This window comes from Bacillus sp. EB106-06-01-XG163, from assembly GCF_058791615.1.
Map to the genome: position 1 here is coordinate 100,315 of NZ_JBYTDS010000007.1, position 23,559 is coordinate 123,873.

26 protein-coding genes are annotated in these 23,559 nt (G+C 47.4%); 6 read left to right on the forward strand and 20 right to left on the reverse strand.

The features are described from left to right. Positions 1-41: 41 nt before the first annotated feature. The 3 genes from alr to acpS form a co-directional block, all read right to left on the reverse strand. Positions 42-1,211: an alanine racemase gene (alr, locus tag AC3WTF_RS10590; RefSeq protein ID WP_061581784.1), complete on the reverse strand. Its 1,170-nt coding sequence runs from the start codon at positions 1,209-1,211 to the stop codon at positions 42-44. 116 nt (positions 1,212-1,327) lie between these two features. Then, positions 1,328-2,335, reverse strand: coding sequence for a LolA family protein (locus tag AC3WTF_RS10595; RefSeq protein WP_007410230.1), 1,008 nt, complete (start codon positions 2,333-2,335; stop codon positions 1,328-1,330). A 164-nt stretch (positions 2,336-2,499) separates the two neighbouring features. Then, complete coding sequence (gene acpS, locus AC3WTF_RS10600) at positions 2,500-2,865, reverse strand: holo-ACP synthase (protein ID WP_007410229.1); 366 nt, start codon at positions 2,863-2,865, stop codon at positions 2,500-2,502. A 92-nt stretch (positions 2,866-2,957) separates the two neighbouring features. On the opposite strand from acpS, the gene AC3WTF_RS10605 reads away from it, so the two are divergent. Continuing rightward, positions 2,958-3,557, forward strand: a complete 600-nt coding sequence (locus AC3WTF_RS10605; protein WP_020953896.1) for a rhomboid family intramembrane serine protease — start codon at positions 2,958-2,960, stop codon at positions 3,555-3,557. Here the strand turns inward: AC3WTF_RS10605 and AC3WTF_RS10610 are convergent. From AC3WTF_RS10610 to AC3WTF_RS10630, 5 genes are all read right to left on the reverse strand, one after another. After that, positions 3,554-5,020 (reverse strand): PH domain-containing protein, encoded by a 1,467-nt coding sequence (locus AC3WTF_RS10610; RefSeq protein WP_129003779.1) that lies wholly within the window; start codon positions 5,018-5,020, stop codon positions 3,554-3,556. The two genes, AC3WTF_RS10605 and AC3WTF_RS10610, sit on opposite strands and share 4 nt — an antisense overlap. After that, on the reverse strand, positions 5,010-5,489 hold the full coding sequence (locus tag AC3WTF_RS10615) for a PH domain-containing protein (RefSeq protein ID WP_007410226.1): 480 nt from the start codon (positions 5,487-5,489) through the stop codon (positions 5,010-5,012). Before AC3WTF_RS10615 ends, AC3WTF_RS10610 begins: the two co-directional genes overlap by 11 nt. Before the next feature lie 116 nt (positions 5,490-5,605). Further along, positions 5,606-7,090 (reverse strand): degradosome RNA helicase CshA, encoded by a 1,485-nt coding sequence (cshA, locus tag AC3WTF_RS10620; protein ID WP_015239193.1) that lies wholly within the window; start codon positions 7,088-7,090, stop codon positions 5,606-5,608. A gap of 330 nt (positions 7,091-7,420) precedes the next feature. Next, the gene (locus AC3WTF_RS10625; protein WP_492314253.1) at positions 7,421-8,791 is read right to left on the reverse strand and encodes a UDP-N-acetylmuramoyl-tripeptide--D-alanyl-D-alanine ligase; all 1,371 of its coding nucleotides are present in this window, start codon (positions 8,789-8,791) and stop codon (positions 7,421-7,423) included. Positions 8,792-8,867: 76 nt separating this feature from the next. Then, positions 8,868-9,953 (reverse strand): D-alanine--D-alanine ligase, encoded by a 1,086-nt coding sequence (locus AC3WTF_RS10630; protein WP_047935259.1) that lies wholly within the window; start codon positions 9,951-9,953, stop codon positions 8,868-8,870. Between the two features lie 153 nt (positions 9,954-10,106). Between AC3WTF_RS10630 and AC3WTF_RS10635 the strand changes: the two genes are divergently transcribed. Further along, entirely contained in the window at positions 10,107-10,424 is a 318-nt protein-coding gene (locus tag AC3WTF_RS10635; RefSeq protein ID WP_003156200.1) for a thioredoxin family protein, read from the forward strand. Here the strand turns inward: AC3WTF_RS10635 and AC3WTF_RS10640 are convergent. Beyond that, positions 10,421-11,314, reverse strand: coding sequence for a cation diffusion facilitator family transporter (locus AC3WTF_RS10640; protein ID WP_032866894.1), 894 nt, complete (start codon positions 11,312-11,314; stop codon positions 10,421-10,423). The genes AC3WTF_RS10635 and AC3WTF_RS10640 overlap by 4 nt on opposite strands. A 213-nt stretch (positions 11,315-11,527) precedes the next feature. Here AC3WTF_RS10640 and AC3WTF_RS10645 point away from each other — a divergent pair, with 213 nt between their 5' ends. Both AC3WTF_RS10645 and fbpB read left to right on the forward strand, forming a co-directional pair. Continuing rightward, a complete protein-coding gene (locus tag AC3WTF_RS10645; protein WP_003156203.1) occupies positions 11,528-11,707 on the forward strand; it encodes a Fur-regulated basic protein FbpA in 180 nt (59 codons plus the stop codon). Beyond that, positions 11,694-11,840: a Fur-regulated basic protein FbpB gene (fbpB, locus tag AC3WTF_RS10650; protein ID WP_003156206.1), complete on the forward strand. Its 147-nt coding sequence runs from the start codon at positions 11,694-11,696 to the stop codon at positions 11,838-11,840. Before AC3WTF_RS10645 ends, fbpB begins: the two co-directional genes overlap by 14 nt. Positions 11,841-11,865: 25 nt before the next feature. Here the strand turns inward: fbpB and AC3WTF_RS10655 are convergent, their stop codons facing one another. From AC3WTF_RS10655 to dctS, 8 genes are all read right to left on the reverse strand, one after another. Continuing rightward, on the reverse strand, positions 11,866-13,011 hold the full coding sequence (locus tag AC3WTF_RS10655) for an acyl-CoA dehydrogenase family protein (protein ID WP_047935257.1): 1,146 nt from the start codon (positions 13,009-13,011) through the stop codon (positions 11,866-11,868). A gap of 114 nt (positions 13,012-13,125) precedes the next feature. Then, positions 13,126-13,461 carry a hypothetical protein gene (locus AC3WTF_RS10660; protein ID WP_007410218.1) on the reverse strand — a complete coding sequence of 112 codons (336 nt, stop codon included), beginning with the start codon at positions 13,459-13,461 and terminating at the stop codon, positions 13,126-13,128. 94 nt (positions 13,462-13,555) lie between these two features. Then, positions 13,556-14,323, reverse strand: a complete 768-nt coding sequence (locus AC3WTF_RS10665) for an ABC transporter permease (protein ID WP_007410217.1) — start codon at positions 14,321-14,323, stop codon at positions 13,556-13,558. Beyond that, a complete protein-coding gene (locus AC3WTF_RS10670; protein ID WP_007410216.1) occupies positions 14,316-15,242 on the reverse strand; it encodes an ABC transporter ATP-binding protein in 927 nt (308 codons plus the stop codon). The genes AC3WTF_RS10665 and AC3WTF_RS10670 overlap by 8 nt, the downstream gene beginning before the upstream one ends. A gap of 101 nt (positions 15,243-15,343) precedes the next feature. Beyond that, on the reverse strand, positions 15,344-16,393 hold the full coding sequence (locus AC3WTF_RS10675) for an AI-2E family transporter (RefSeq protein ID WP_047935254.1): 1,050 nt from the start codon (positions 16,391-16,393) through the stop codon (positions 15,344-15,346). Between the two features lie 185 nt (positions 16,394-16,578). Next, on the reverse strand, positions 16,579-17,835 hold the full coding sequence (gene dctP, locus AC3WTF_RS10680) for a C4-dicarboxylate transporter DctP (protein WP_012116859.1): 1,257 nt from the start codon (positions 17,833-17,835) through the stop codon (positions 16,579-16,581). 108 nt (positions 17,836-17,943) lie between these two features. Next, positions 17,944-18,615 carry a two-component system response regulator DctR gene (gene dctR / locus AC3WTF_RS10685; protein WP_003156219.1) on the reverse strand — a complete coding sequence of 224 codons (672 nt, stop codon included), beginning with the start codon at positions 18,613-18,615 and terminating at the stop codon, positions 17,944-17,946. Next, positions 18,590-20,212: a two-component system sensor histidine kinase DctS gene (gene dctS / locus AC3WTF_RS10690; RefSeq protein ID WP_014416956.1), complete on the reverse strand. Its 1,623-nt coding sequence runs from the start codon at positions 20,210-20,212 to the stop codon at positions 18,590-18,592. The genes dctR and dctS overlap by 26 nt, the downstream gene beginning before the upstream one ends. Positions 20,213-20,292: 80 nt before the next feature. Here dctS and AC3WTF_RS10695 point away from each other — a divergent pair, with 80 nt between their 5' ends. Both AC3WTF_RS10695 and AC3WTF_RS10700 read left to right on the forward strand, forming a co-directional pair. After that, positions 20,293-21,345, forward strand: coding sequence for a TRAP transporter substrate-binding protein (locus AC3WTF_RS10695; protein ID WP_047935252.1), 1,053 nt, complete (start codon positions 20,293-20,295; stop codon positions 21,343-21,345). 84 nt (positions 21,346-21,429) lie between these two features. Next, entirely contained in the window at positions 21,430-22,251 is an 822-nt protein-coding gene (locus AC3WTF_RS10700) for a manganese catalase (RefSeq protein WP_014416954.1), read from the forward strand. A gap of 36 nt (positions 22,252-22,287) precedes the next feature. Here the strand turns inward: AC3WTF_RS10700 and AC3WTF_RS10705 are convergent, their stop codons facing one another. The 3 genes from AC3WTF_RS10705 to gsiB all read right to left on the reverse strand — a co-directional run bounded on the left by AC3WTF_RS10705 (position 22,288) and on the right by gsiB (position 23,487). Then, positions 22,288-22,647: a DUF4937 domain-containing protein gene (locus tag AC3WTF_RS10705; protein WP_047935251.1), complete on the reverse strand. Its 360-nt coding sequence runs from the start codon at positions 22,645-22,647 to the stop codon at positions 22,288-22,290. Next, complete coding sequence (locus tag AC3WTF_RS10710) at positions 22,641-22,982, reverse strand: cupin domain-containing protein (RefSeq protein ID WP_042634851.1); 342 nt, start codon at positions 22,980-22,982, stop codon at positions 22,641-22,643. Before AC3WTF_RS10710 ends, AC3WTF_RS10705 begins: the two co-directional genes overlap by 7 nt. Before the next feature lie 133 nt (positions 22,983-23,115). Beyond that, positions 23,116-23,487: a glucose starvation-inducible protein GsiB gene (gsiB, locus tag AC3WTF_RS10715; protein ID WP_012116853.1), complete on the reverse strand. Its 372-nt coding sequence runs from the start codon at positions 23,485-23,487 to the stop codon at positions 23,116-23,118. Between the last annotated feature and the right edge of the window lie 72 nt (positions 23,488-23,559).

Below are 23,559 nucleotides of genomic sequence, written 5' to 3' on the forward strand. Positions count from 1 at the left end.
AAGCAAAGCTGTTTTATAAATTCTCTTTTTCCGGATGACGGCTACTTGTTTGTATTATCTTGCAGTAAAGGATTTCTTACTTCCATTATACTCTCATTTTCCAAAAACATACGGGGAACGCGGGAACTAATGGTACAAGGGACCTCGTAATTAATCGTCTCAAGCCGCCCGGCGATTTCATCCATCGTGATCGTTTCTCCCTTCTGGCTGCCGATCAGGGTGACTTTGGTGCCCGGCGGATAAGATTGATCTAATTCGACCATCAATTGATCCATGCAGATTCTTCCCGCGATGTTCATCCGTTTGCCGCCGATCAGCACAGACGTGCCGCTCAGCTTGCGGAGCCACCCGTCCGCATAGCCGATGGGAACCGTTCCGATCCATTGATCCTTCTCTGCCGTATATGTTGCGCCGTAGCTGACGCTTTCCCCTTTGCGGATCTTTTTCACATGGGATAAAACAGAGTGCAGCGCAAAAGCCGGCTTTAATTGAAACGGAATTTCGCTTTGGATGTCAGCAGAAGGACGAAGCCCGTACATACTGATGCCGAAACGAACCGCGTTAAAGAAGCCTTTTTTAAGACGAAGTCCGGCAGCGCTGTTCGCGCAGTGCACCATCAATTCTTTTAAAGGGAGCGGAGCGATCAATGTTTTAAAGCGGTCAAACTGGAAGAGGAAATAATCTCTGTTTTTCTCATCCGCGGTAGCAAAGTGGGTGAATACGCCTTTACAGACTAAACCGGGATTTTGGCTGAGGATTTTTAACACGCTTTGGATTTCTTCCTCCGTTTTGACTCCGAGTCTGTTCATGCCGGTGTCGACTTTCAGATGAAACGGCAATGTTGCACTTCCGAGGTGGCGCGCAGCTTCCTGAAGCCATTCAACAGAATATCCCGTGAGTGTTACGTCATACTCGGCAGCTGCTTGTACATATTCGGGCGGCACGGCGCCAAGCACGAGAATCGGCGCTGTAATGCCCCGTTTTCTCAATGAAATCGCTTCATCCAGTATGGCTACGGCAAGACAAGAGGCACCCGCTTCAAGCGCGGCTTTCCCAACTTCCAAATCTCCGTGGCCGTAAGCGTTCGCCTTTACAACCGCCATGAGATGGACGTTTTGCCCGATGTGTTTTTTCATATGCGTGACATTTTCTTTAATCGCGGACAGATTGATTTCCGCCCACGTTTCTCTGTAAAAGGATGCTGTGGTCATTCGATACACTTCCTAGCATTATTTTCAATTCATATTGTTATTATCATACTAAAATTATTCTGCAAAGTGAAATGGAATCAAAAAAGAGACCGACAGCGGCGGCCTCTTTTTTGACGTTATTTTGACGACTGTCCCTGCATGCTTTTGGCGGCGGCCACCATTTCATCTTTTGTCAGATCCTGTGACGACAGAAGATAATCCACTCCGTCATATGTCCACGTTAAAGACGTATCAGATAATGCCGCAACCGTGAAGCCGAGATTAACCGGTTCGCCTTTCAGCGTGACGGCAGAGGCGGCTTTTGCGATATGAGCTTTTTCTTGAATAAGGGTGAATGATTTTTCTCCGCCGTAAGTCATGACGATCCGTTTGCCGTCCGCCGTTGAAATATCTTTCTCTTCAAGCTTTTTGACGCCGGCCGGCACTTGAAGCGGTGTTTTGACCGCAAATGAATCAGACGGCTTGGCGCTTGTGGCGACGTCCATCTGGGAAAGCGTCATATTTTTCTTCTCGTCAAAAGAGTCTTTATCAAACGGCTTGTTGAATTCAAAGCTTTTGAATTCGACTTTTACCATCACTTTCCGGTCTGTATCCATGACTTTGACGAGCGACGGGCTCATGTCCTTTTTGTTGAAAGTGATTTCCTGAGTCGGCAGCATTTTGTTGTGCTGATAGTTTGTTTTTGTTTCAAACGTGTACTTTTTATCTTTGGCGGAATAGACGGCGTCTTTGTCATGCTGCACGTCCTTTACAAGTGACTCAAACAAATATACTTGGCTGCTGTTATTCGGCCAGTCGCTTTGGAATCTGAAGCTCTTATTTAGAGACGGCGTGAGGACAAAGACTCCGTTGGCGTTCCGTAAAATGACTTGGTTTTGGTCTTTTTTCGGATTTTCCAAATAGACCCGGTACAGGGAAGGTTTTTTATGCCAGATTTCCACATTGTATACTTGCGGATCACTCCCCGTTTCGATGGTCATTTTGGCTTTCGCTTTGTACGAGGTGTATTCTTTCGCCTTCTTATCTAAACCGTTCACGATATCTTCCTGTGATTTTTGGCCGCAGGCCGAAAGAATAAGGACGGCAAGCAGTCCCGTTAAAAGCAAAACAAAGCTTTTTCTCACCTTTTTTCAACCCCTTCTTCTCAATTGATGTAAAGGGAAGAAATCGCTTGTTTGACTTTAACGGTACGCCCTGAACGGACGGACGCGTACCATAAAAGCCTCAAACAACTTGTCTCCCTTAATGCACTATCAAATATATGAAGGGGTTCCGGCTAATATGCAGACTAGCGTGACAACCTTTCAATCACGACCTGGGCCGCGGCGTATTCTTTTGTATGGGTAATGGAGACGTGAACCGCCGCGCCGTCAAGCTTGGCGCAGGCCAGCACAGGCTTTCCCGCTTTGTCGTTTCCGGTTTCAATATCCTGAAAGCTGAGCTCTTTGCCGATACCTGTGCCGTATGCTTTCGAAAAGGCTTCTTTTGCCGCAAATCTTCCCGCGAGAAATTCAATTTTCCTTTTGTCCGACAGCAATGTAAAACGGGCGTATTCAGCCTCCGTCAATATTCTTTGCGGAAATCTTGCCTGCCGGCTGAGCATGTTTTCAATTCTGTGCAGTTCAACGATGTCGATTCCGATTCCGAAAATCATGTGAATTCCTCCTAAAAGTCCGTACTAAAAAACGGTTTATGTCATAAACGTGTTACTATATATGTAACAAATCAGATGCAAAGGGGCTTGCGATGTTTATACGAACGGAAAATTTCCAGACTTTTATCAGACGTTATCCGGCCGTCAGCTGTATCTTGGCGCTGCAGGCGTTCTTGTGGCTGTTTTTCAGTATGCCGCTTCATTCCGTCATGATGTGGTCAGATGCTGTGACCGGCTATAATTACGGCGTTTCCTCGGGAGAATGGTGGCGGCTGGTGACACCGATGTTTTTACACGCGAATTTCACTCACCTTTTGTTTAACTCCATGTCTCTCTTTTTATTCGCGCCCCCGCTTGAGCAGATGCTCGGAAAAGTCCGTTTTCTGGTTGTGTACATCGCATCGGGCATCATCGGCAATATCGGCACGTATCTTGCCGAACCGCTTGATTATGTGCATGTCGGCGCATCCGGCGCGATCTTCGGACTTTTCGGCGTGTATGTGTTTTTGACTGTTTTCCGCAAGGAGCTGATCGGCCGGGATCAGTCGAAAATGATTATGACCCTGCTTATCATCGCGGTGCTGTCGACGTTTATAAACTCTAATATTAACATTATGGCGCATTTGTTCGGACTGGCAGGCGGATTTTTGCTTTCCTTTTTATGCGTGCAGCAAAAAAAGCGGCGGTATTAACCGTCCGCTTTTTCATATGAATACCAGCGCCCGATGCGTTCGGCATCTTCCTCGCTGACATCCTTCAGCATGACATGCTCCATGTGGTGAGCTGATTTCACTGCGGTAGCCACAGATGCGAGCCGCCTTCTTTTTTGCAGAAAGGAGCGGCTGACTTCAAACATCTGCATTCTTCTTCTCAGCATAATCGTGGTCGTCTTCCCGACCAGCCTCGTGGTAATCTGAAGCCTGCCGCCGTTTATGCACCATGATGCTGTCCTAAACGAGGCATATCCAAGCACCAGTTCGACGGGAAGCACAAGGAGCGATGCATATCCCCACGGTTTAAACAGAATACAAAGCGGGATGATCACGAAAACCGAGAAGATTATGGATCGGAATAAATACCGGCGCAGCGCCCTTTTCGGCAAATGATTTCGGTTTTCTTCCAGCACGTAATCCGGTGTGAAACCGTTCAGCATCACTCCGAGCTTTGATTTGCGGATGATCGGAAACAGAATCGTCTGTGCTCCTTCTTTCTCATTCCCCGCACTGCCGGCGCTGACAATCGCCACTGTCGCGTATCCGAATAATTGCCTGATCACATTTTCTTTCATTTTAATGGCTTGGATTTTACGGAGCGGGATTGTCACTTGATGTTTTTCAATAATTCCTCTCGTAATGACCAATTCGTGTTCCTTTTTTTCTATCTTAAAGTTGGCATGCTTGATCATCATACCGGCGATGCTTAACAGCCAGGCGATGAACAATCCTATGAAAATGATCACGGCGTATATACCGATGCTCGCATGCTTGAGAAAAGAAAACCTGTCATAGAGCCAGTCCATCGGAAGCACTTCATCAATCTGAGAAAAGAGGGCGAATACCGCTGAGATGATGACACCGATTCCCCCGGATGTTGAGGCGGCCATAAGCAGCTCACCTACAGACAGTCGGTAAACGGATTGCACATCTTCCCCGCGCATCGGCTCCTGCTCCGCTGCGGTCTCCCCTCGTTCTTCTTGCTCCGCTTTTTGCTGAAAAACAGCCGCTCTGATCCGTTCCGCCTCTTCCACAGTAATGGCGGATAAGACGGCCTCGGCGTTTTTCCCGTCGCCGGCCGTTTCGATTTGAAGCTTAACAAGCTTAAAAAGCTGCTGAATGATGCCGGCACTCGTATTCATTGATTGAATCCGGTCAATGGAGATGTATCTCTTTTTCGTAAAAAACAAGCCTTCTTCAATTCTGAATTCTCCGTCCTCAATCCGGTATGTAAATTTTCTCCACTCGATCACACTAGCCGTAATCAGCCAGATAAGCAGGACGGCGAGCGCAATGCCTCCGTAAAAGCGGATGAAGTGGTTGGAGTTTACAATATAGACGAGAAAAAATGGCAGAATAATGTTTTTAATGGTTTCGATAATAATATGGAATAAGTTCAAAATCACGGACGCCGGGTGCAGACGTTTCGGCTCAGACATCATCTTCCGTCACCCTTGCCAGACGGGAAATGGAATCCCTCAGCCGGTCAGCTTCCTCCATATCAAGCGCCGGAATGGAATGAACGGTTGCCGCCGTGGAGATTTTGACTGAGGCCAGACGGTACCTTCTGAGGAGCGGGCCTTGTGAAGTATCTACGTGCTGCACCCTCACCATCGGCACAATGACCCGTTTGACAATAAAAATGCCGGATTGAATATCAATTTCATTTTCATGGACTTCATAGCGCCAGATCCTGTGCCTGATTTTCGGTATGGCATAGACGGATATCACTGAACCGAATATCCAAATGATGCCGAGGACTCCGGTGATCCAATACGGCCAATGGAAGAAATGGCTTAAAACAGCTGCTGCTATAACGGCCAGAAGACAGAAGGCGGACAGGATGATTTCCTGAAGACGCCAGACTTTTAAGCCGCTTGGACTGATTCGATTTTTTGGCTGTGCTCTCAACATACCTACCTCCCATTTTTTATCATACATACAAATACGGCTGATTTGCAAAAAAGATTCACTTTCCGGCATATCAAAAAAAAGCGGACCCCGTACAAGGGTCCGCTTCCTGTGTTTTAGTATGATTTTTTCTGGCGTCTGTCACCTGAAGAACGGCGGTCGCTTGAGCGTTTTTTATCGTAGGAAGAACGGTTGTTGGTTTTCCCTTTGCCGCCGCGGTAGCCGCCGCCTTGGCCGTCTCTGCGCTTAGAAGTACGCTGGTTTTTATAGCGTTTGCTGACCATCGGCGCTTCATCAGTGAGGCGTACAGGCGTGCTGTCCGGCTCTTTTGTCGCCATTTTAATGGCTGCAGCCACAACTGTCACTGCATCATGATCTTCTAACAATTCCGCAGCTGCCGTCATGTAGAAGTTCAGGTTGTTTTCGCTGATCGCCGTGCGCAGACGGTCAACCGTCACCTGCTGCTGTCCTTCTAATGCTTCGTCAAGGGTCGGCTCTTTCATGCGGTCCATTTTGCGTTTTGTCGTTTGTTCAATCGCGCGAAGCATGCTTTTCTCACGCGGTGTGATAAACGTCATCGCCATACCCGTTTTTCCTGCACGGCCCGTTCTTCCGATACGGTGAACGTAGCTTTCAGGATCTTGAGGCACGTCAAAGTTGTAAACGTGGGTAACGCCTGAGATATCAAGTCCGCGGGCGGCAACGTCAGTCGCTACAAGCACTTCGATCGCACCTTCTTTAAACTTGCGGAGCGCTACCATACGTTTCGCCTGCGTTAAGTCGCCGTGAATTCCTTCAGCCGCATATCCGCGAAGGTTCAGGGCTTCAGCAAGCTCATCGACACGGCGTTTCGTACGTCCGAATACGATCGCAAGTTCCGGAGACTGAATGTCAAGAAGACGAGTCAGCGTATCGAATTTTTTGCGCTCCTGCACTTCCAAGTAGAACTGCTGAATGTTGGACACAGTCATTTCTTTCGCTTTTACTTTTACGTGTTCCGGCTCAGTCATGAAACGCTCTGCGATCCGTTTGATCGGCGCAGGCATTGTTGCTGAGAATAAGAGCGTTTGGTGGTCGCTCGGCACGTTTGAGAGAATGGATTCAATGTCATCAATGAATCCCATGTTCAGCATTTCATCAGCCTCATCCATGACAACCGTATTCACGTTGTTTAAACGGATCGTGCGGCGGTTGATATGGTCAAGAAGACGCCCTGGCGTACCTACGATGATATGCGGGTTTTTCTTCAATGCGCGGATCTGACGTCCGATATCCTGGCCGCCGTAAATAGGCAGTACTTTCGCACGCTTATCTTGTCCGATTTTATATAACTCTTCAGATACTTGAATGGCTAATTCACGGGTTGGCGCGATTACGATTGCTTGAATATTAGGAGACTCGGGGTTCATTTTTTCAACAAGGGGTATACCGAACGCAGCTGTTTTACCTGTACCTGTTTGCGCTTGTCCGATGACATCTTTATTTAAAAGTCCGAGCGGAATCGTTTGTGCCTGGATCGGTGTTGCTTCTTCAAATCCCATACGATTGATTGATTTCATGAGATCAGAACTTAATTGGAAATCTTGAAACGTTATAGTCAAATTATTCAAACTCCTTCTGATTGCTGTTTCAGTAATGTCGTGATTTACCACTAAAAACCGCCCTTTCATCCAAAGGACAGGATCATACGTATACAAAGCCCGAATTACTTTACGTTTAATCTTACCATTACACTATGTGTTTTTCAATAAGGCGAGATGGTCAGGCGGCCGGAAGCGGCCTGACCGGATTCTTCCCGCGAACGAGGCCGGACCCCGCGCCGGACGGGATTTCCCAGCCGGCGGTCTTTCTTTTTCATACGGACAGAATTATTTCACCCTGAATTAGTTTCTTCATTTTTGTATATTTTTATGATGCTGATCAGTATTTTTTCAGTTCTTCTCTAATAAATCTTTAACGATTTCTTCGAGCTTCATACCTCTCGATGCTTTAAACAGAAGGAGATCGCCGGAAGCGGCCATTTTCTGTATGGCGTGAAGCAGTTCTTTTTTGTCAAGATAATGGCTGACGCGCCCTTCTTCAAAATGCCGGCGCGCTCCGTCAGCGATGAATGCGCCGAGTGTGCCGTAAGTAAATATATGGTCGATTTCCGCCGGATTGACCGCAGCTCCGCATTCTTCGTGGAATGCTTTTTCTTCATCACCAAGTTCAAGCATATCACCGAGCACGAGCATTTTCTTCCGATAGCCTTTCATCGTTTCGATTAATTCGACCGCCGCTTTCATTGACGTCGGGCTCGCATTATATGCGTCGTTTACGATCGAGATGCCGTTGTCCGTTTTGACCAGTTCCAATCTCATCCCCGTCACCTTCAGGCGGCTCAGTCCCAGAGCGGCATTTTCCGGCGTAATGCCGAAATAGATGCCGGCGGCGTATGCAGCCATGGCATTCATCACATTATGTCTGCCGAGAACCGGAATAAAGAAAGAACGGTCGATCCCGTCGATATTGAAGTACGTGCCTTCTTCCGCTTGTTTTATTTCTTTCAGGCGGAGATCATTGTCCGCGCCTGCGCCGTATGTCGTTGTCCGGCAAGTGTACGTCTTTTCGCGCAGCAGCGGCTCATCCCCGAAATAAAACAGAACGCCGTCTTCCCGAAGTCCGTTTATAATTTCAAGTTTCGCCTCCGCAATTCCTTCTCTTGAGCCTAAATCCTGCATGTGGGATTCGCCGATATTGGTAATGACGGCCGCTTCCGGTTCAGCAAGACGGCTCAGAAAATCAATTTCGCCTCTCGCGCTCATTCCCATTTCTAAAACGGCGATTTCTGTATCTTCAGGCATGGCAAGCACGGTCAGCGGCAGGCCGATATGATTGTTGAAATTGCCGGCGGTTTTGTGAACGCGGTACTGCGTGCCGAGAACGGCGTGAAGCATGTCTTTCGTTGTCGTTTTTCCGTTGCTCCCGGTCACCCCGATAACCCGTGTGCCGAGCTCTTCCAAATAAGCTTTTGCCAATGTTTGCAGCGCCTCCAGCGTGTCATTGACCAGGATGACAGCACGCCCTTCCGGCGGATTCGGTTCAGAGCGGTCCCACAATACCGCGGAAACGCCTTTTTCGAATGCTTGCGGCACAAAGGTATGGCCGTTAAAATGCTCGCCTTTTAAAGGAATGAACAGCTGATTTTTTTCCAAAGTCCGCGTATCGGTTGCGGCGCCCTCAATCATTGTTTGTTCAAATTCGGGATTTGTCAGTGTGCCTTTGACCATGTCTGCGATTCGTTTTACAGTTCGCTTTATCAAAGGTGGCACCTCGCTTTCTGAAAATGTTGTCTGTTACGGGAAAAGACACTGCCCCTTCAGGCAGTGTCCGTCTTCATTAAAATGTATGTTTAATCAGCTGTTTTTCGGCATGGCGTTCTTTTGCCAGCTCAACCAGCTGTTCGATCAGATCACTGTAATCTACACCTGCTTCTTTCCAAAGCAGCGGGAACATGCTGAATGGCGTGAAGCCCGGCATTGTGTTCACTTCGTTAATGAGCACTTGACCGTCATTGGTCAGGAAGAAATCGGCGCGGACAAGGCCTGATCCGTCAATCGCTTTGAAGGCTTTAATCGCCATTTCGCTGATTTCCGCATATTGTTCATCCGTCACTTGCGCGGGAATCATTAAATCCGTGTCGCCGTCTTCATATTTCGCTTTGTAATCGTAAAAGTCGGTTTTCGGCGCGATTTCACCGACGGCGGAGCATTTCGGTTCGTCATTTCCGAGTACGCCGATTTCGATTTCTCTGCCGGCGATTCCTTCTTCCACCACAATTTTCCGGTCATACTCAAAAGCCAGTTCGAAGGCTTTTTCAAGCTCTTCACGGTTTCGGCATTTGCTGATTCCGACGCTTGATCCGAGGTTCGCCGGTTTGACGAAGCACGGATATCCCAGCTCCTTTTCAACCTGCTGTAAGCAGCTGTCCGGCGTCTGTTTCCAGTCCTTTTTTAAGAAAGCGGCGTACTTCGCCTGCGGAAGCCCCGCTTGAGCGAACAAATGCTTCATGATGACTTTATCCATGCCGGCTGATGATGCAAGCACCCCGTTGCCGACATAAGGAACGTTCAGCAATTCCAGCAGACCCTGAATGGTGCCGTCTTCACCGTTCGGTCCGTGCAGAAGCGGAAATACGACATCGATCGGCGCCTTTTCGTCAGGCGACGCTTCAGGAAACATTTCCCGGTTCAATGCTGATAGAGCGAAATTTTCACCGTTTTGTTCCAGCTGAAGCATTTTCACGTTGGAAACCGGCTCAGTCAGCAGCGGGCCTCTTTGCCATTCTCCTTTTTCAGTGATGTAAATCGGATGTATATCAAACTTCTCAGTATTAAGCGCTTTTGTTACAGCTAATGCTGTCTGCAGCGATACATTGTGTTCGGCTGACTTTCCGCCGTACACCAATCCTAGACTTGTTTTCAATGGATATTCCCCCCACAACAATTCATCTTTACTATCTTATCACTTTCCTCAGAAAATGATCTAATTATTTTTGGGCATTCTGAATATGAAAGCATTTGTATGTAATTCCTTTTTATTTTATATTAAAATGGCATGGAAAAGGAGATGTGTCATATGAAAAAAATCAGTACAACAGAACAATTTAATGAACTTATTCAATCCGACAAGGAAATCATCGTGAAATTTTTCGCTGACTGGTGCCCTGACTGCACGCGCATGAATATGTTCATCGGCGATATTTTGGAAGAATATAATCAAAATGATTGGTATGAACTGAACAGAGACGAGCTCCCTGAGCTTGCCGACAAATATCAGGTTATGGGCATTCCGAGCCTTCTGATCTTTAAAAACGGGGAAAAGAAAGCGCATCTTCACAGCGCAAACGCGAAAACGCCCGAAGAAGTCACAGAGTTTTTATCACAGCATATTTAATTCGTTTCACGATCTTTGTTTATGACTTCAGGCTCTACATGAACATGGACATGAGTCACATCATGTTCATGTTTTATTGCATATTCGACCTCATCGGCTACTTCATGGCCTTCTTTCACAGACAGTCCCGGATCTACCGTAATGACCATTTCCACATGAACCGTGCTCCCTAAATACCTTGCTTTCACATCCTTCAGCCTGATGACCTCTTTTATTTCTTTCACCGTGTGTTTATACGGCTCCAAATCTTTCAGATCAAACCCGTCCGTCAATGAGTGGGAAGCATCTTTGAAGATGTCCCATGCCGTCTTACAGATGATGATTCCGATCAGAAAAGCAATGACCGGATCAACCCACGGCAGATGAAGCCGGGCGGTTAAGACGCCTATAAACGCCCCAATACTGACATAGGCGTCAGAACGGCTGTCTTTCGCCGCCGCATGAAGCGCAGAACTTTTAACCCGATCCGCAAGACGGCTGTTATATACATACATGCCGTACATTACAATCGCGCTTCCGAGCGCCGTCCATGCCGCAATGAAGCTCGGCTCGGCCTCCGTTCCGCTGACAATCGCCTTTGCTCCTCCGATCAGCACTTCAATACCGACCGCCATCATAATAAAAGACGCAATTAATGAAGAAATTGTTTCAGCCCGATAATGTCCGTAGGCATGATCACTGTCCGCGGGGCGCTGGGAAATCCGGAGCCCGATCAGCACAGCCAGTGATGCGACAATATCCGTGGCATTATTTAACCCGTCCGCTCTGAGCGCTTCGGAATGATAAATAAGACCGATCACCAGTTTGACGGCGGCAAGGATGAGGTACGCGGCGATATTAAGAATCGCGCCTTTCTCACCCCGTTTTAAGTTTGCCGTTTGATCATTCATGTAAGGACTCCTCCATTCTCATTCATAGTATGGATGGAAAAGCGGAAAAATAGCAGCTCTGATCTGAGCAAATGCAATATTCGACAGCATTATTCCCCGGGAAACTTTTTGTCGAAAAATTGGCGGTATTTTCCCTTTACATATGAATATGCCCATTGTATACTTTCATTAACTGATAATGATTCTCAATATCATTTGATTAGGAGGGTAATCATGAGGTCTTCTCCTCAGCTCAGATCATCAGTTGAAGGACGAAAAAAACATCTGATCCATTTGCTGATCAATAACGGAATATACAAAAAGTCGGAACGGCATTTATATGAATTATCGCTCGGAGAATTAGAAAGCGAATACAAATATGTAAGGAAGGTGCGGGCTCATGGCGAAACGTAAAATAAAAACATACGAACAGCTGATAAAAGAAAACAAGGCGGCCATTATGAATAATCAAAAGCTGATGAATGTGATCTATGACAGAATTGACCGCAAGCATCAAAAACTGCTCCGGCACAACAGCCATACATAAAAAGAGCCTTTTTCAGGCTCTTTTTTTATTGCTCAAAGGCTTCCGCCGCTAATTTGCCGATGACCGCATCGTCCATCGGCGGATTGTGAAGGCCGGCCCGGGCATCCCGATAATACCGCTGAAGCGGATTGTTTCGCTCCAGGCTTTTTGCGCCGGTGATTCTCATTGCTTTATCAACAACAGAAAGGACCGCATTTGTCACAATATGTTTTGCGGCGCCAAGCTCGCTTTTGATGAAAGGACGGCGTTTCGGGTCATCATACATTTGCGCCGCCGTGAAGAGAAACTGTCTCGCTTTTAACAATTCAAGCTCCATTTCCCCGACACGCTGCCCAACGGCCGGCACGTCTTTAATCGGTCCGTTCAGGCTGTTCGGCGAATATTCGGATGCAAACCGGACGGCATAGTCCCTTGCCGCTTGAGCGATGCCCAGATAAGCAGCCGGAATGTGAAGCAGCCAGCCATTCACTTTCGCCGCTCTCGGCCCGCTGATAAGCTCCACAAGCCGCTCGTCACTGACCGTGACATGATCTAAAAGGAGATCATGGCTTCCGGTCGCCTTCATGGCAATCATATCCCATGTTTCCTCGACTGAAACGCCTGCCTGATCTTTATGAATGAGAAAAACACCGGTCGTTTGTTTTTCTTCAATCCATGCCGTCACAAGCATATAATCCAAAGTCAGTGAAAGGGTTGTAAAGGTTTTTCGGCCGTTCAGCACCCATTTTCCGTCTTTTTTGACAGCGGAGGTGCCGGGTCTTCCTCCCCTCGTCGGACTGCCGGTCTGCCGTTCCGTCGCTGCCCTGTTCAGGACAGCTCCCTTTTTCACCTCTTCTGTGATAAATGAAAAGACATCTTCATCCCAGCTGTTTCCTTCTCCGAGCTCACCCATGACGGATAAATGCCAGCCGATTCCGAGAGCAACGGCCGCGTCTCCTCGCGCCAGCCGTTCCTGAAACAGCACCATATCATAAACGGGAATGCCTGCACCGCCGAATACCTCAGGTACCGTTAACGCCGTATATCCTGCGTCGCGCAGTCTTTGAATTTTCTCCGCGGGAAAACGGCCCGCCTCATCATCAAGCGCGGCTGTTTTTTGAAATTCGTCTGCAAGCAGGCCGATTTTTTCCATCCATTCCCTCTGCCGTTCATTCTGTATCCATAAAGACACTGGAATCCCCCCATTATAATTCCGATAAAGTTAATAAGTATTATAGAGATTCAAGTCTCGTTTCGCAACTGTGAGGCTGTACAAAAAAACACGCTATTCCATGGAATAGCGCGTTCAGACTGCTTCCGGGCCGCGGTCCTGCTTAAGCCCGAGATAAATCAGCATATATGTGAGATAACCCATCGTCATCACAAGCCCGCCAAAGAAAAAGCTTGAAAAAATCGGCTCTTCAAACGCGGTAACTGCCGCAAGCACGATCCAGCTTGCATACAGGTAGATGATGAAATAACGGAATCCCGACTTCATTTTATATAAGAGAAACAGCCCCACTGTAGAAAACAAACCCAGCGCAAGCCTGAAATAAACAAGATGTTCGAATTGGAACATGAATGACACAAAGGAAAAACCAAGCAATAACACAATCGGTAATGCGGTAATAAAATTTCTCAAGTGAGCACCTCCGTCATTACCTTTATTATAAATCAAAATAGCATAAATTATTGATTTATCGTGATCTTTTTCACAAAAATGTCATTCCTTTACTTTATACCCGAACATCGCGTTTGCAAAAGCTCCACCAAGCGACGGCTAAGAAGAATACGATATGGATAATGATAATGCCTGCGGAAAATAACGGCGTCATTCCCGCAAACAGCGGTTTCGCCCCGCTCATATATTGCGTCAGGTCAGTATTTGCGAACAGCAGAAAACTTCCCCATTTGTTTTGGAAGAGCGACATAATCGTCACGAGTGATTTTGCGCCGTACAGCACGATAAATGACAAAATGACGGCCGTTGCGCTGTTTCGGAATACAGAAGAACACAACAAGCCAAAGCATGCCATCGCAAACGCCTCGACCCAGTTCGTGCCGATTACTTTCAAGGTGTTCATAAGAAGCGTCCCTGATTCAGATGTCACCGACACGCCGAAGAAAGCCATGCCGAACAGCAGAGACAGAATATAGTACGCCGCATACAGGTACAAGCTGACCAAAAATACGGTAATGAGTTTAGATACAAAAATCCGCTCCCGCTTTACCGGGCGGATTAACAAAAATTTGATCGTTTTCTTATCAAATTCAGCGGAAATGATCGTTGCCGCGATCACGATCGTTAATGCCTCAAGCAGAATATTCAGCCCGGGCGCGTACGCCATATAGCCGATGAAATTCTCATCCGTTCCGGAACTGATGACAAGCCGTTTAATGACAAGCGCCATAATAAATTGGAGAACGGCCATCAGAATCAGCGCCACTAATGAGACTTTTCGGTTAAAGAGTTTCATATGCTCATTCGCTGTCAATTTAAACATTCGTCTCCTCCTCCTCTTGAAGCGCCGTCGTCACTTTCATGAATTCATCCTCCAGCGATTCCGCATACGGCATGATGGAATACACGAGAAAGTCTTGTCCGACGAGCGCACGGTTTAATGCCGGGATGTCCTTCTTCGCTACGGTGACGGTAATGCCCCCGCCGTTTTTCTCCGGAGCAAATTGCTGTTGGGACAGCCATTCGAATGCTTCGTCAGCCGGCTGAATGTCGAGGACGGCTTTTTCTTCTTTTTCCTCAGCGCCGCGCAGAACAACCTCTGTTTTGATCTCACCTTTTTGAATGATGATGACACGGTCGCAAAGGTCCTCCACTTCACGCAATAAATGCGTCGCAAAAAGGATGCTCGTCCCTTCAAGCTCCGCGAGTTCCTTTAAGTGATCGCGGAAATCCTTCATTCCGCCGGGATCAAGCCCGTTTGTCGGTTCATCTAAAATGAGCAGATTCGGACGGTGAAGAATGGCCTGCGCAATCCCGAGACGCTGACGCATGCCAAGGGAATACGTTTTAACTTTGTCATGAACGGCATTTGTGAGCCCGACCCGCTCGATGACTTCCTGAAGCCTGTCCTCTTTGATGTTTTTGTGCATGTTGGCAAAGTGCTTCAGATTTTCCCACCCCGTCAGGTACGGGTAGAATTCAGGATTTTCCACGATCGCTCCGACGGATTCAAGCGCTTTTTCGAAATCAGCATCGTGCTGAAAGCCGTTAATTGTAATCGTGCCGCTGTTTTTCTTTAAAAGACCGACGATGATTCGGATAAGTGTGGTTTTTCCCGACCCGTTCGGACCGAGCAAACCGATGATCTCGCCCTGCCTGACATCCATGCTGATGTTTTTTAAAATGTGCTTTTTGCCTATTGTTTTGTCAAGGCCTTCAATATGTAAAATCGGCTCAGTCATACAGCCTTCCTCCTTTTTCACAAAAAATAAACAGTGCCCGTACAAAGGCACTGTCTGCATTATAACATTAGTCATATATTCGTGAAGAGCCGGAGCCGACGTTATGTCTTATCCGGGACCGGTCCGTTTTTTTCCTTCTCTTCATTATTGACGACATCCAGAATATCAAGCAGGAACACAAAAATCGGAATTCCGATAATCAAGCCCCAAATGCCGAAGAAATGTTCCGAGAAAATCAGAACTGTAAAGGTAAAAAAGATCGGCAGTTCCGTTTTCGCTGACATCAGTTTCGGATTAAGGAAGTACGTCTCAATCGCATGGATGACGAAAATGACCAGCACGATGTAGATGACATACGCTGCGCCGCCCGTCGTATATGCGATGATGCTGAGCGGAATGAGCGAAATCACCACACCCGCAACGGGAATGAGCCCGAGGAAAAAGACCATGATGGACAGGCCGAACAGCTGCGGAAAATGCAGAATCGCCAATGCGATCAAGGTGAGGATACAGTTCACCAGCGCGATAATAAATTGGGCTTCAAGCACTTTGCCGAATGTTCTCGCAAACTTGCTGCCGAAATAAGCAAGTTCGTAGTAAAAAACAGACAGCTTGCTGTGCTGAAATTTTTTCATAAACTCCGTGAGCCGCTTTTTCTCGAACAGGAAAAACATGCTGAGAATCAGTGACATCACGACCTGCAAACCGAAAGTGCTGATATCGGCCAAGTATGTATACAGTACATTAAAACCTTCTTTTACATAGGAACCGATATTGATATCGCCGAACACGCTCGATATCTCATCATAAAACGGGATGACATCGGGATGATACGCGATGTGCTTGATCTGCTTAATCAGCTGTTCAATCTGCTTGGCAACAATCGGGTAAAAGACAAAGCCTCCGACAGTCGCCCCGACAGCCAGCGCAATATATAAAACGGTGATGACCACCCTCTGGCTGATCCGGAAAAAATGGTTCAACACGTGCCGGATGACAGTCTCCAGCCGATCCATCAGAAAAGTAAAAATAAACGTAAGCAAAATCAAATTAATCATACTTTGGAATACAACTAACACCCCAGTCAAAACAAGAAAAACGGAAAAACGTCTGACACCCGGATGCTGAAAAAATTTAAAAATAGCCGCCATTTATACACTCCTGCTAGGACAAAAAGCCCTTAGATTTCATCTTTCACTCTCTAATTGTAAATTATATAACAAAATGACGCTAAGGTCTTTGTCCACCTCCTAATAAATTTAAACAAATTTATCTTTTTTACTCATGGCGGCCGAAAAAAAGAACGGCATGCCCGATGCATGCCGTTCCTTTCCTTTTATACCGCCGTTTTCATTTCTTTAACGGCCTGTGTGCTTTTCGCTTCGTCAAACTCATTTTCGCTCTTGGCTACGATGATGGTGGCGATTCCGTTTCCGATCAGGTTGACGATCGCCCTTCCTTCACTCATAAAGCGGTCGACGCCGAGGAGCAGCGCCAGCCCCTCCAGCGGAATAACCTGAAGCGCCGATAAAGTGGAGGCGAGCACGATAAATCCGCTTCCGGTTACGCCCGCCGCGCCTTTTGATGTCAGCATCAGCACGAGAATGATCGTAACCTGCTGGCCGATGGTAAGGTCAACGCCGAACACCTGCGCCAGAAAAACCGTCGCCATGGACAGATAAATCGAGGTGCCGTCCAGGTTAAAAGAATATCCCGTCGGAATGACAAGGCCGACAACCGATTTGGAACAGCCGTAGCGCTCCATTTTATCCATCATCCGCGGAAGGACGGACTCAGAAGAGCTTGTGCCGAGAACGATGAGCAGTTCATCTTTAATAAAACGGAGATAGTTCCACAAGCTGAAACCGAATAGTTTGCAAATGATATTCAAAGCGACAAATACAAACAGGAACATCGTAACGTATACAGACAGCATCAGACTCGCCAGCGGCTTGATGGAATCAAGGCCGAAGTGCCCGATCGTATAGGCCATGGCCCCGAATGCGCCGATCGGCGCCGCGCGCATGATGTAGCCGATGATTTTGAAAAAAACGTGCGACAGTTTATCGAAGAAATCAATAATGCTTTTGCCTCTTTCACCGAGCGCCGCCAGGCCGACACCGAATAAAACAGAAAAGAATAAGACCTGAAGAATGTCGCCTTTTGCGAAAGCGTCAACCATATTTGACGGAACGATGTGAGTGATAAATTCAATCCAGTCAATCCCCTGTCCCCCGTTTTGCGTGTACTGAGAGACATCCCCTTTTTCAAGCTTGCTGTAATCAAGCCCCTCACCGGGTTTCATGATATTGACGACCAGAAGTCCGATAATAAGGGCGATGGTGGTCACGACTTCAAAATAAATAAATGCTTTTCCCCCGACTTTGCCGACTTTTTTCATGTCTCCCATCTTGGCGATGCCAAGCACGATCGTCAGGAATATGATCGGTGCGATAATCATTTTTACCGCATTGATAAATGTATCGCCGAGCGGCTTCATCTGCTTCCCGGCCTCAGGCCATACGAGTCCGACAATGACGCCGATGATCACCGCCGTGATGACCTGCACCGTAAGATTTTTGAAAATTTTCATCCCTACTCCCCCTTGCCTCTCGCTGCGTCTACACGAAAATGATAGCGTTTTCAAGCGAAGGGGGGAAGCTTATGATCATAACGGACATTTTGGTCTTTTTGGTCTCGGCTAGCGGACGAATTTGTAGCGGTTAACCGGCCGGCCCACTCCCCCGTATTGAATGTCGAGCTTAATCTGGCCGTCTTTCTCAAGAAAATCAAGATAACGCCGCGCTGTCACCCTGGCGATTCCGAGCGCTTTGGCGGCTTCTTCAGCTGAAAGCGGCTCCGTCTGCTGTTTCATATAGGTCAAAATTTCATTCATCGTAAAATGATTTAACCCCTTCGGCAGATCCCGGGACGGATTTTGCGGAATTTTAAGCAGCATGTCAAGCTGCTCTTGCGACATGGTGTCATGCTCTTCAATTTTCCGTTTATATTGTTTATAGTTTTCGAGCGCCTGTCTCATCCGCTCCAGCTTAAACGGCTTCAAAATATAGTCGGCCGCACCGTTTTGCAGCATAAGCTGGATTGTTTCTTTGTCTTTTGCGGCCGAGACGATGATGACGTCCACTTCGAGCTTTTGTTTTCTGATTTCCTGGAGCGTTTTAATTCCGTCTTTTTTCGGCATGTATACGTCTAATACCACGAGCCCGGGCCGCAGATCTTTAATAAGCCTGATTCCCTCGTCTCCGTCAGCGGCTGTGGCGATGACGCTGAACCCCGAAACACCGGTGATAAATTCTTTATTCACCTCCTGCACCATCGGATCATCTTCAATAAGCAGCACCTTGATGTCCATCGAATGATTCCTCCCCCTTCATCGGAAATAAAATAGAAAATGCCGTTCCCTGTCCCTGCCGTGTGTCGACTTCAATAACGCCCATCCCTTTGTCGACGATTTGTTTGACGAGGTACAAGCCGTATCCCGTTCCTCCCGTTTTATTGACGGTAAACCCTTTGTCATAAAGGCGCGGGATGTGCTGATCGGAAATCCCGCTTCCGTTGTCTTCTATTAATATAGCAAGCACTTCATCATTTTGCTCGATACTGATGTCAATATGTTTGTCCTCCGTGTCCGCTGTTTCGAATGCGCCGAACGCATTTTCAATTAAATTGCCGAGCAGGACGACGATGTCATGCTGGTCGACATGCTCCGGAAATGCCGAGAAACTGCTGTTTTCATCAATTTTCACAGAAATGCCAAGCTCTTTTCCTCTTTTGATTTTGCTTAACAGCAGCCCCGCCGCAGCGTCATTCTGAATGGCCTGATGAAGAAAATCGGTGACGCTTTCTTGTTCTGATGATTCCTTAAAAGCAAGCTGGAGCGCTTTTTCTGATTTTCCGAGCTGAATCAGTCCCGCGATGGTGTGAAGCTTGTTCATATGTTCATGATTTTGAACTCTGAGCGCATCGACAAAATTTTTCACACCTGTCAGTTCTTCCGCCATTTTCGCCGCTTCCGTCCTGTCCTGAAAAATGGCGACGGCTCCGATGACCTTCTTTTTCATGACGATCGGAATTCTGCTGCTCATGATCACCTTTCCGCTGACTTGGATTTCTTCATTATATACGGCTCGGTTCCGCTCGACGATCTCAGGGAGCCGCGAATCTTTTAACACGTCCCAGATCAGCCTGCCATCGGTCTCTTGTCTGACATTGAATATCTGCTTCGCTTTTTCATTAAAAATGGTGATGTGATGCTGATTATCGATCGCGATGACGCCCTCATTCATCGAATGAAACGTAGCGGTCCGTTCCTCATACATTCTCACGATCTCATGGGGCTCCAGCCAAAACATTTGTTTTTTGATGTGGCGGGCCAGCAAAAAGGAGCCGGCCAGTCCGAACCCGAGCGCCAGCAGAACGATAAACAGTATTTCATGTTTCAGCTGAAGAAGAATTTCACCGAATCCGGGCAGCGTTTTACCGGCCAGAACGACCCCGATCTGATTCAAATCCCGGTCTTTAATGGGATAAAAAGCGCGGACGGCGGTGCCGATTTCTCCCTTTGCTTCGGAAAAATAAATGTGCTCGGCGAACGCCGCGGCTTCGTCCTCACCCCTTGAACGCTTTCCGATCATTGTGCTGACGGGATGTGAATAGCGGATATGATCCATATCCATGACGACGATGTAGTCCGCTTCATTGATGATCCTTATTTCTTCGACCGCATGGCGCACGTCTTCCCTTTGTTTTTTCTGCTCGAGGGCGCGTTTGACATCGGTCATCTCAGATACCGTCCGCGCGGTATTCATCAGCCGTTTTTTCAGCTCGCGCTCCTCTGTATGCTGAATATTGCCGATCAGCACGATGCCGACGATCAAAAAGGTAAAAAGCACGACGATATACGAAAGTATGGTGATTTTCCAGCGGATGGTGAGCTTTTTTTTCGTCATTGGCCTCTTCCTTTCCGTCTCTTTACGAAAACGGCCCGCCCGATTATGCTTGTTATAGAAAATGGCGGAGGGGGTTTTCGATGAAAAGCTTGCTGACTTGTCTCAGCCTGATGGTACTCGGTATCGGAACCGCTTTATTCATCGGCTTTCATGATCGTTTCTCAACGGAAGAACCGTATTATGATGACGAACAGGAAGGCCTGAAAGATCAAATCGTTTTCAAATTCAGCCATGTCGTTGCTGAAAACACGCCAAAAGGGCGGGCGGCGAATAAGTTTGCCGACCTGGTCTATCAAAAGTCCGGCGGCACCATTAAAGTAGAGGTGTTTCCAAACGGGAGCCTCTATTCAGATAATGAAGAAATAAACGCCCTCCAAAACGGGGACGTGCAATTCATCGCTCCCTCCACCTCAAAGCTCGGATCACTGTCTCCCGAATGGGGTGTTTTGGATCTGCCGTACGCGTTTACAAACTATAAAGCCGTGCAAGAAGGCCTCAACGGCAAAATCGGCACACGCCTGTTCGCTTCATTAGAAATGCATCATTTGAAAGGACTGGCGTACTGGACGAACGGGTTTAAGCAGCTTACGTCAAATAAAGGGCCGATCTTCACTCCGGACGATTTGAAAGGACAGGCGCTCAGGATCATGCCGAGCAGCGTGATCGAAGACCAGTACCGCCTGCTCGGCGCGCGCCCGCGGCAGGATTCCTTTAATTCCACGTTTCAGCTCTTGGAAAGCAATCTCGTAGACGGAGAAGAAAATACGATTTCAAATATCTATTCTAAAAAATTTTATAATGTTCAACATTATTTGACAATCAGCAATCACGGGTACCTCGGTTATGCCGTGATGACCGACGAGCATTTCTGGAATTCGCAGACAGAAAAAACGAGAACCATCTTAACGGAGGCGATGAGAGAAACGACGGAATGGAACGAAGCCTCCGCTGAGAAAATGAATAAAGACCAGCTTGAAGAGATAAAGAAGAATTCATCCATTCATATTCATGTGCTGAGCAAAGCGGAAAAGAACACATGGATGAAACGCCTCGACCCGATTTACGGACAATATGAACAGGTGATCGGCCGCGGGCTTGTGCAGGATTTGTTATCCTTGCGCCGCGAGCCTTAGCAGGACCAATACGCCCATCTCCGTTTCAACCCTTTTCCCGCCGGGGAAGTAAATAGGGACAGAGCAAAAAAAGGAGATGGAGACATGTTTACACATACGAAAAAACTGCAGCATCCGGCTAAACCGGATCGTCCTGACCCGCTGTTCGCAAAAAAGATGCAGGAAATTTTAGGGGGACAATACGGGGAAATATCCGTCGCCATGCAATATTTGTTCCAAGGATGGAATACACGGGGCAATGAAAAATATAAGGATCTTCTGATGGATACCGCGACGGAAGAAATCGGCCATGTCGAAATGATCGCGACGATGATTGCGAGACTGTTAGAAGACGCCCCGCTGGCAGAGCAGGAAAAAGCGGCTGATGATCCGGTCATCGGGTCCATTTTAGGCGGGATGAATCCGCATCATGCAATTGTCTCAGGACTCGGCGCAATGCCGGAGAGCAGCACGGGCGTTCCGTGGAGCGCAGGCTATATCGTCGCAAGCGGAAACCTTCTGGCAGACTTCCGCGCCAATCTGAACGCCGAATCACAAGGAAGGCTTCAAGTCGCACGCCTGTATGAAATGACCGATGATAAAGGCGTGAAAGATATGCTCAGCTTTTTATTGGCCCGCGATACCATGCATCAAAACCAATGGCTTGCGGCCATTAAAGAATTAGAAGAACAGGAAGGTCCGATCGTTCCTTCCACATTCCCGAAGGCGCTGGAAAAACAGTCATTCTCCCATAAGCTCATTCATTTCTCAGATGGAGCAGAAAGCGCTGAACAAAATTGGCTGAAGGAAACAGCGCCGGACGGAGAACCATTTGAATACGAAAAGGAACCGAAAGCGCACGGCGAAATAGCTAAGCTGGATCCCGTCCCGCCGTATGTCCACAATACGCTTCCCGGACGCGAGTAAAGACACAAGCCCAAAACAAACTGTTTTGGGCTTTCATTATGCCTTCAGAACCGTCCAGTCCGGTTCGTATCGGATGTCCGGGTGATGTAACAGCTCGTGAATGATAGCTTCATCCTCTTCATACAGCATCACTTCTATTGAATGAATCGCAGCCTTCTGCTCGTTTTCTTCGTATATGCGGTCATGTTCGTTCTCCATAAAATCACCATAGGCCTGTCTGTTCTCCCAAACGCTGATGATCTCTGCGATGAACAGGCCGTCTGCGTTTTTCCGCCACCCGCCGGCCTGTTTGACGAAGCCATTTACACATGATAATGCTCCCCACCTTGACTGTGCTTGCGCAAATGCTTCAGCGTTTGCAGCGTCTGTTTCACATACAATCTTTTTGATCAGCATGACAATTCCTCTGTGATGACTGTTTTCGCATGCGTATGCTCGACACAAAGATTCACGGTTCTGACGTAAGAGCGGGTGCGGTGAATCGTGCCTTTCGGGATGAGCAGGCTGTCATTTGCCTTGAGCACTGCGGTTTCTTTGTCCTTAAAATCAATCAGCAGCTCCCCTTCCAGAACGATGAACCATTCATCTGAGTCAGGGTGATGGTGCCAGTCATATTCTCCCGTAAACACTGCGAGGCGCACACAGTGGTCATTGATCTCCGCGATTGAAAAATTGTCGTGTTTTTCTTTGACTTTATTGGCGATAGCGAGCAAATTCAGCATGTCAGACACGAGTGAAAAACCCCTTTTTCATTTATTGTATCGCAACGGCGGCTCAGATCAAGATTTTCCCAAAATAAAAAGCGATCCAGCTGATACGCCGGATCGCTTTTGATCTGCAGGTTGTCTGCCTTTTATGCTTTTATTAGCTGCTTCGTCTGTTTCCGCCTTTTTGGCCGATTTCCTTATAAAAATCTTTGTCATGATTTTTGCTAGTGGCTTCTCCGCCTTTTTGGCCGATTTCTTGATAGAATTCCTTGTCATGGTTATTGCTAGTGGCTTCTCCGCCTTTTTCACCGATTTCCTGATAGAATTCTTTGTCGTGATTTTTGCTTGTGGCTTCTCCGCCTTTTTCACCGATTTCCTGATAGAATTCTTTGTCGTGATTTTTGCTAGTGGCTTCTCCGCCTTTTTGACCAATTTCCTGATAGAATTCTTTGTCATGGTTATTACTTGTCGCTTCTCCGCCTTTTTTACCTGCTTCTTCTCTGCTCATTTTGTTATTATCTTGTGCCATTTTTGAATTCCTCCTTTAATTGGTGTTGGTTGTTGGTTTCCCGATTTCAGAACTGCTAAACAAAGAAAACAC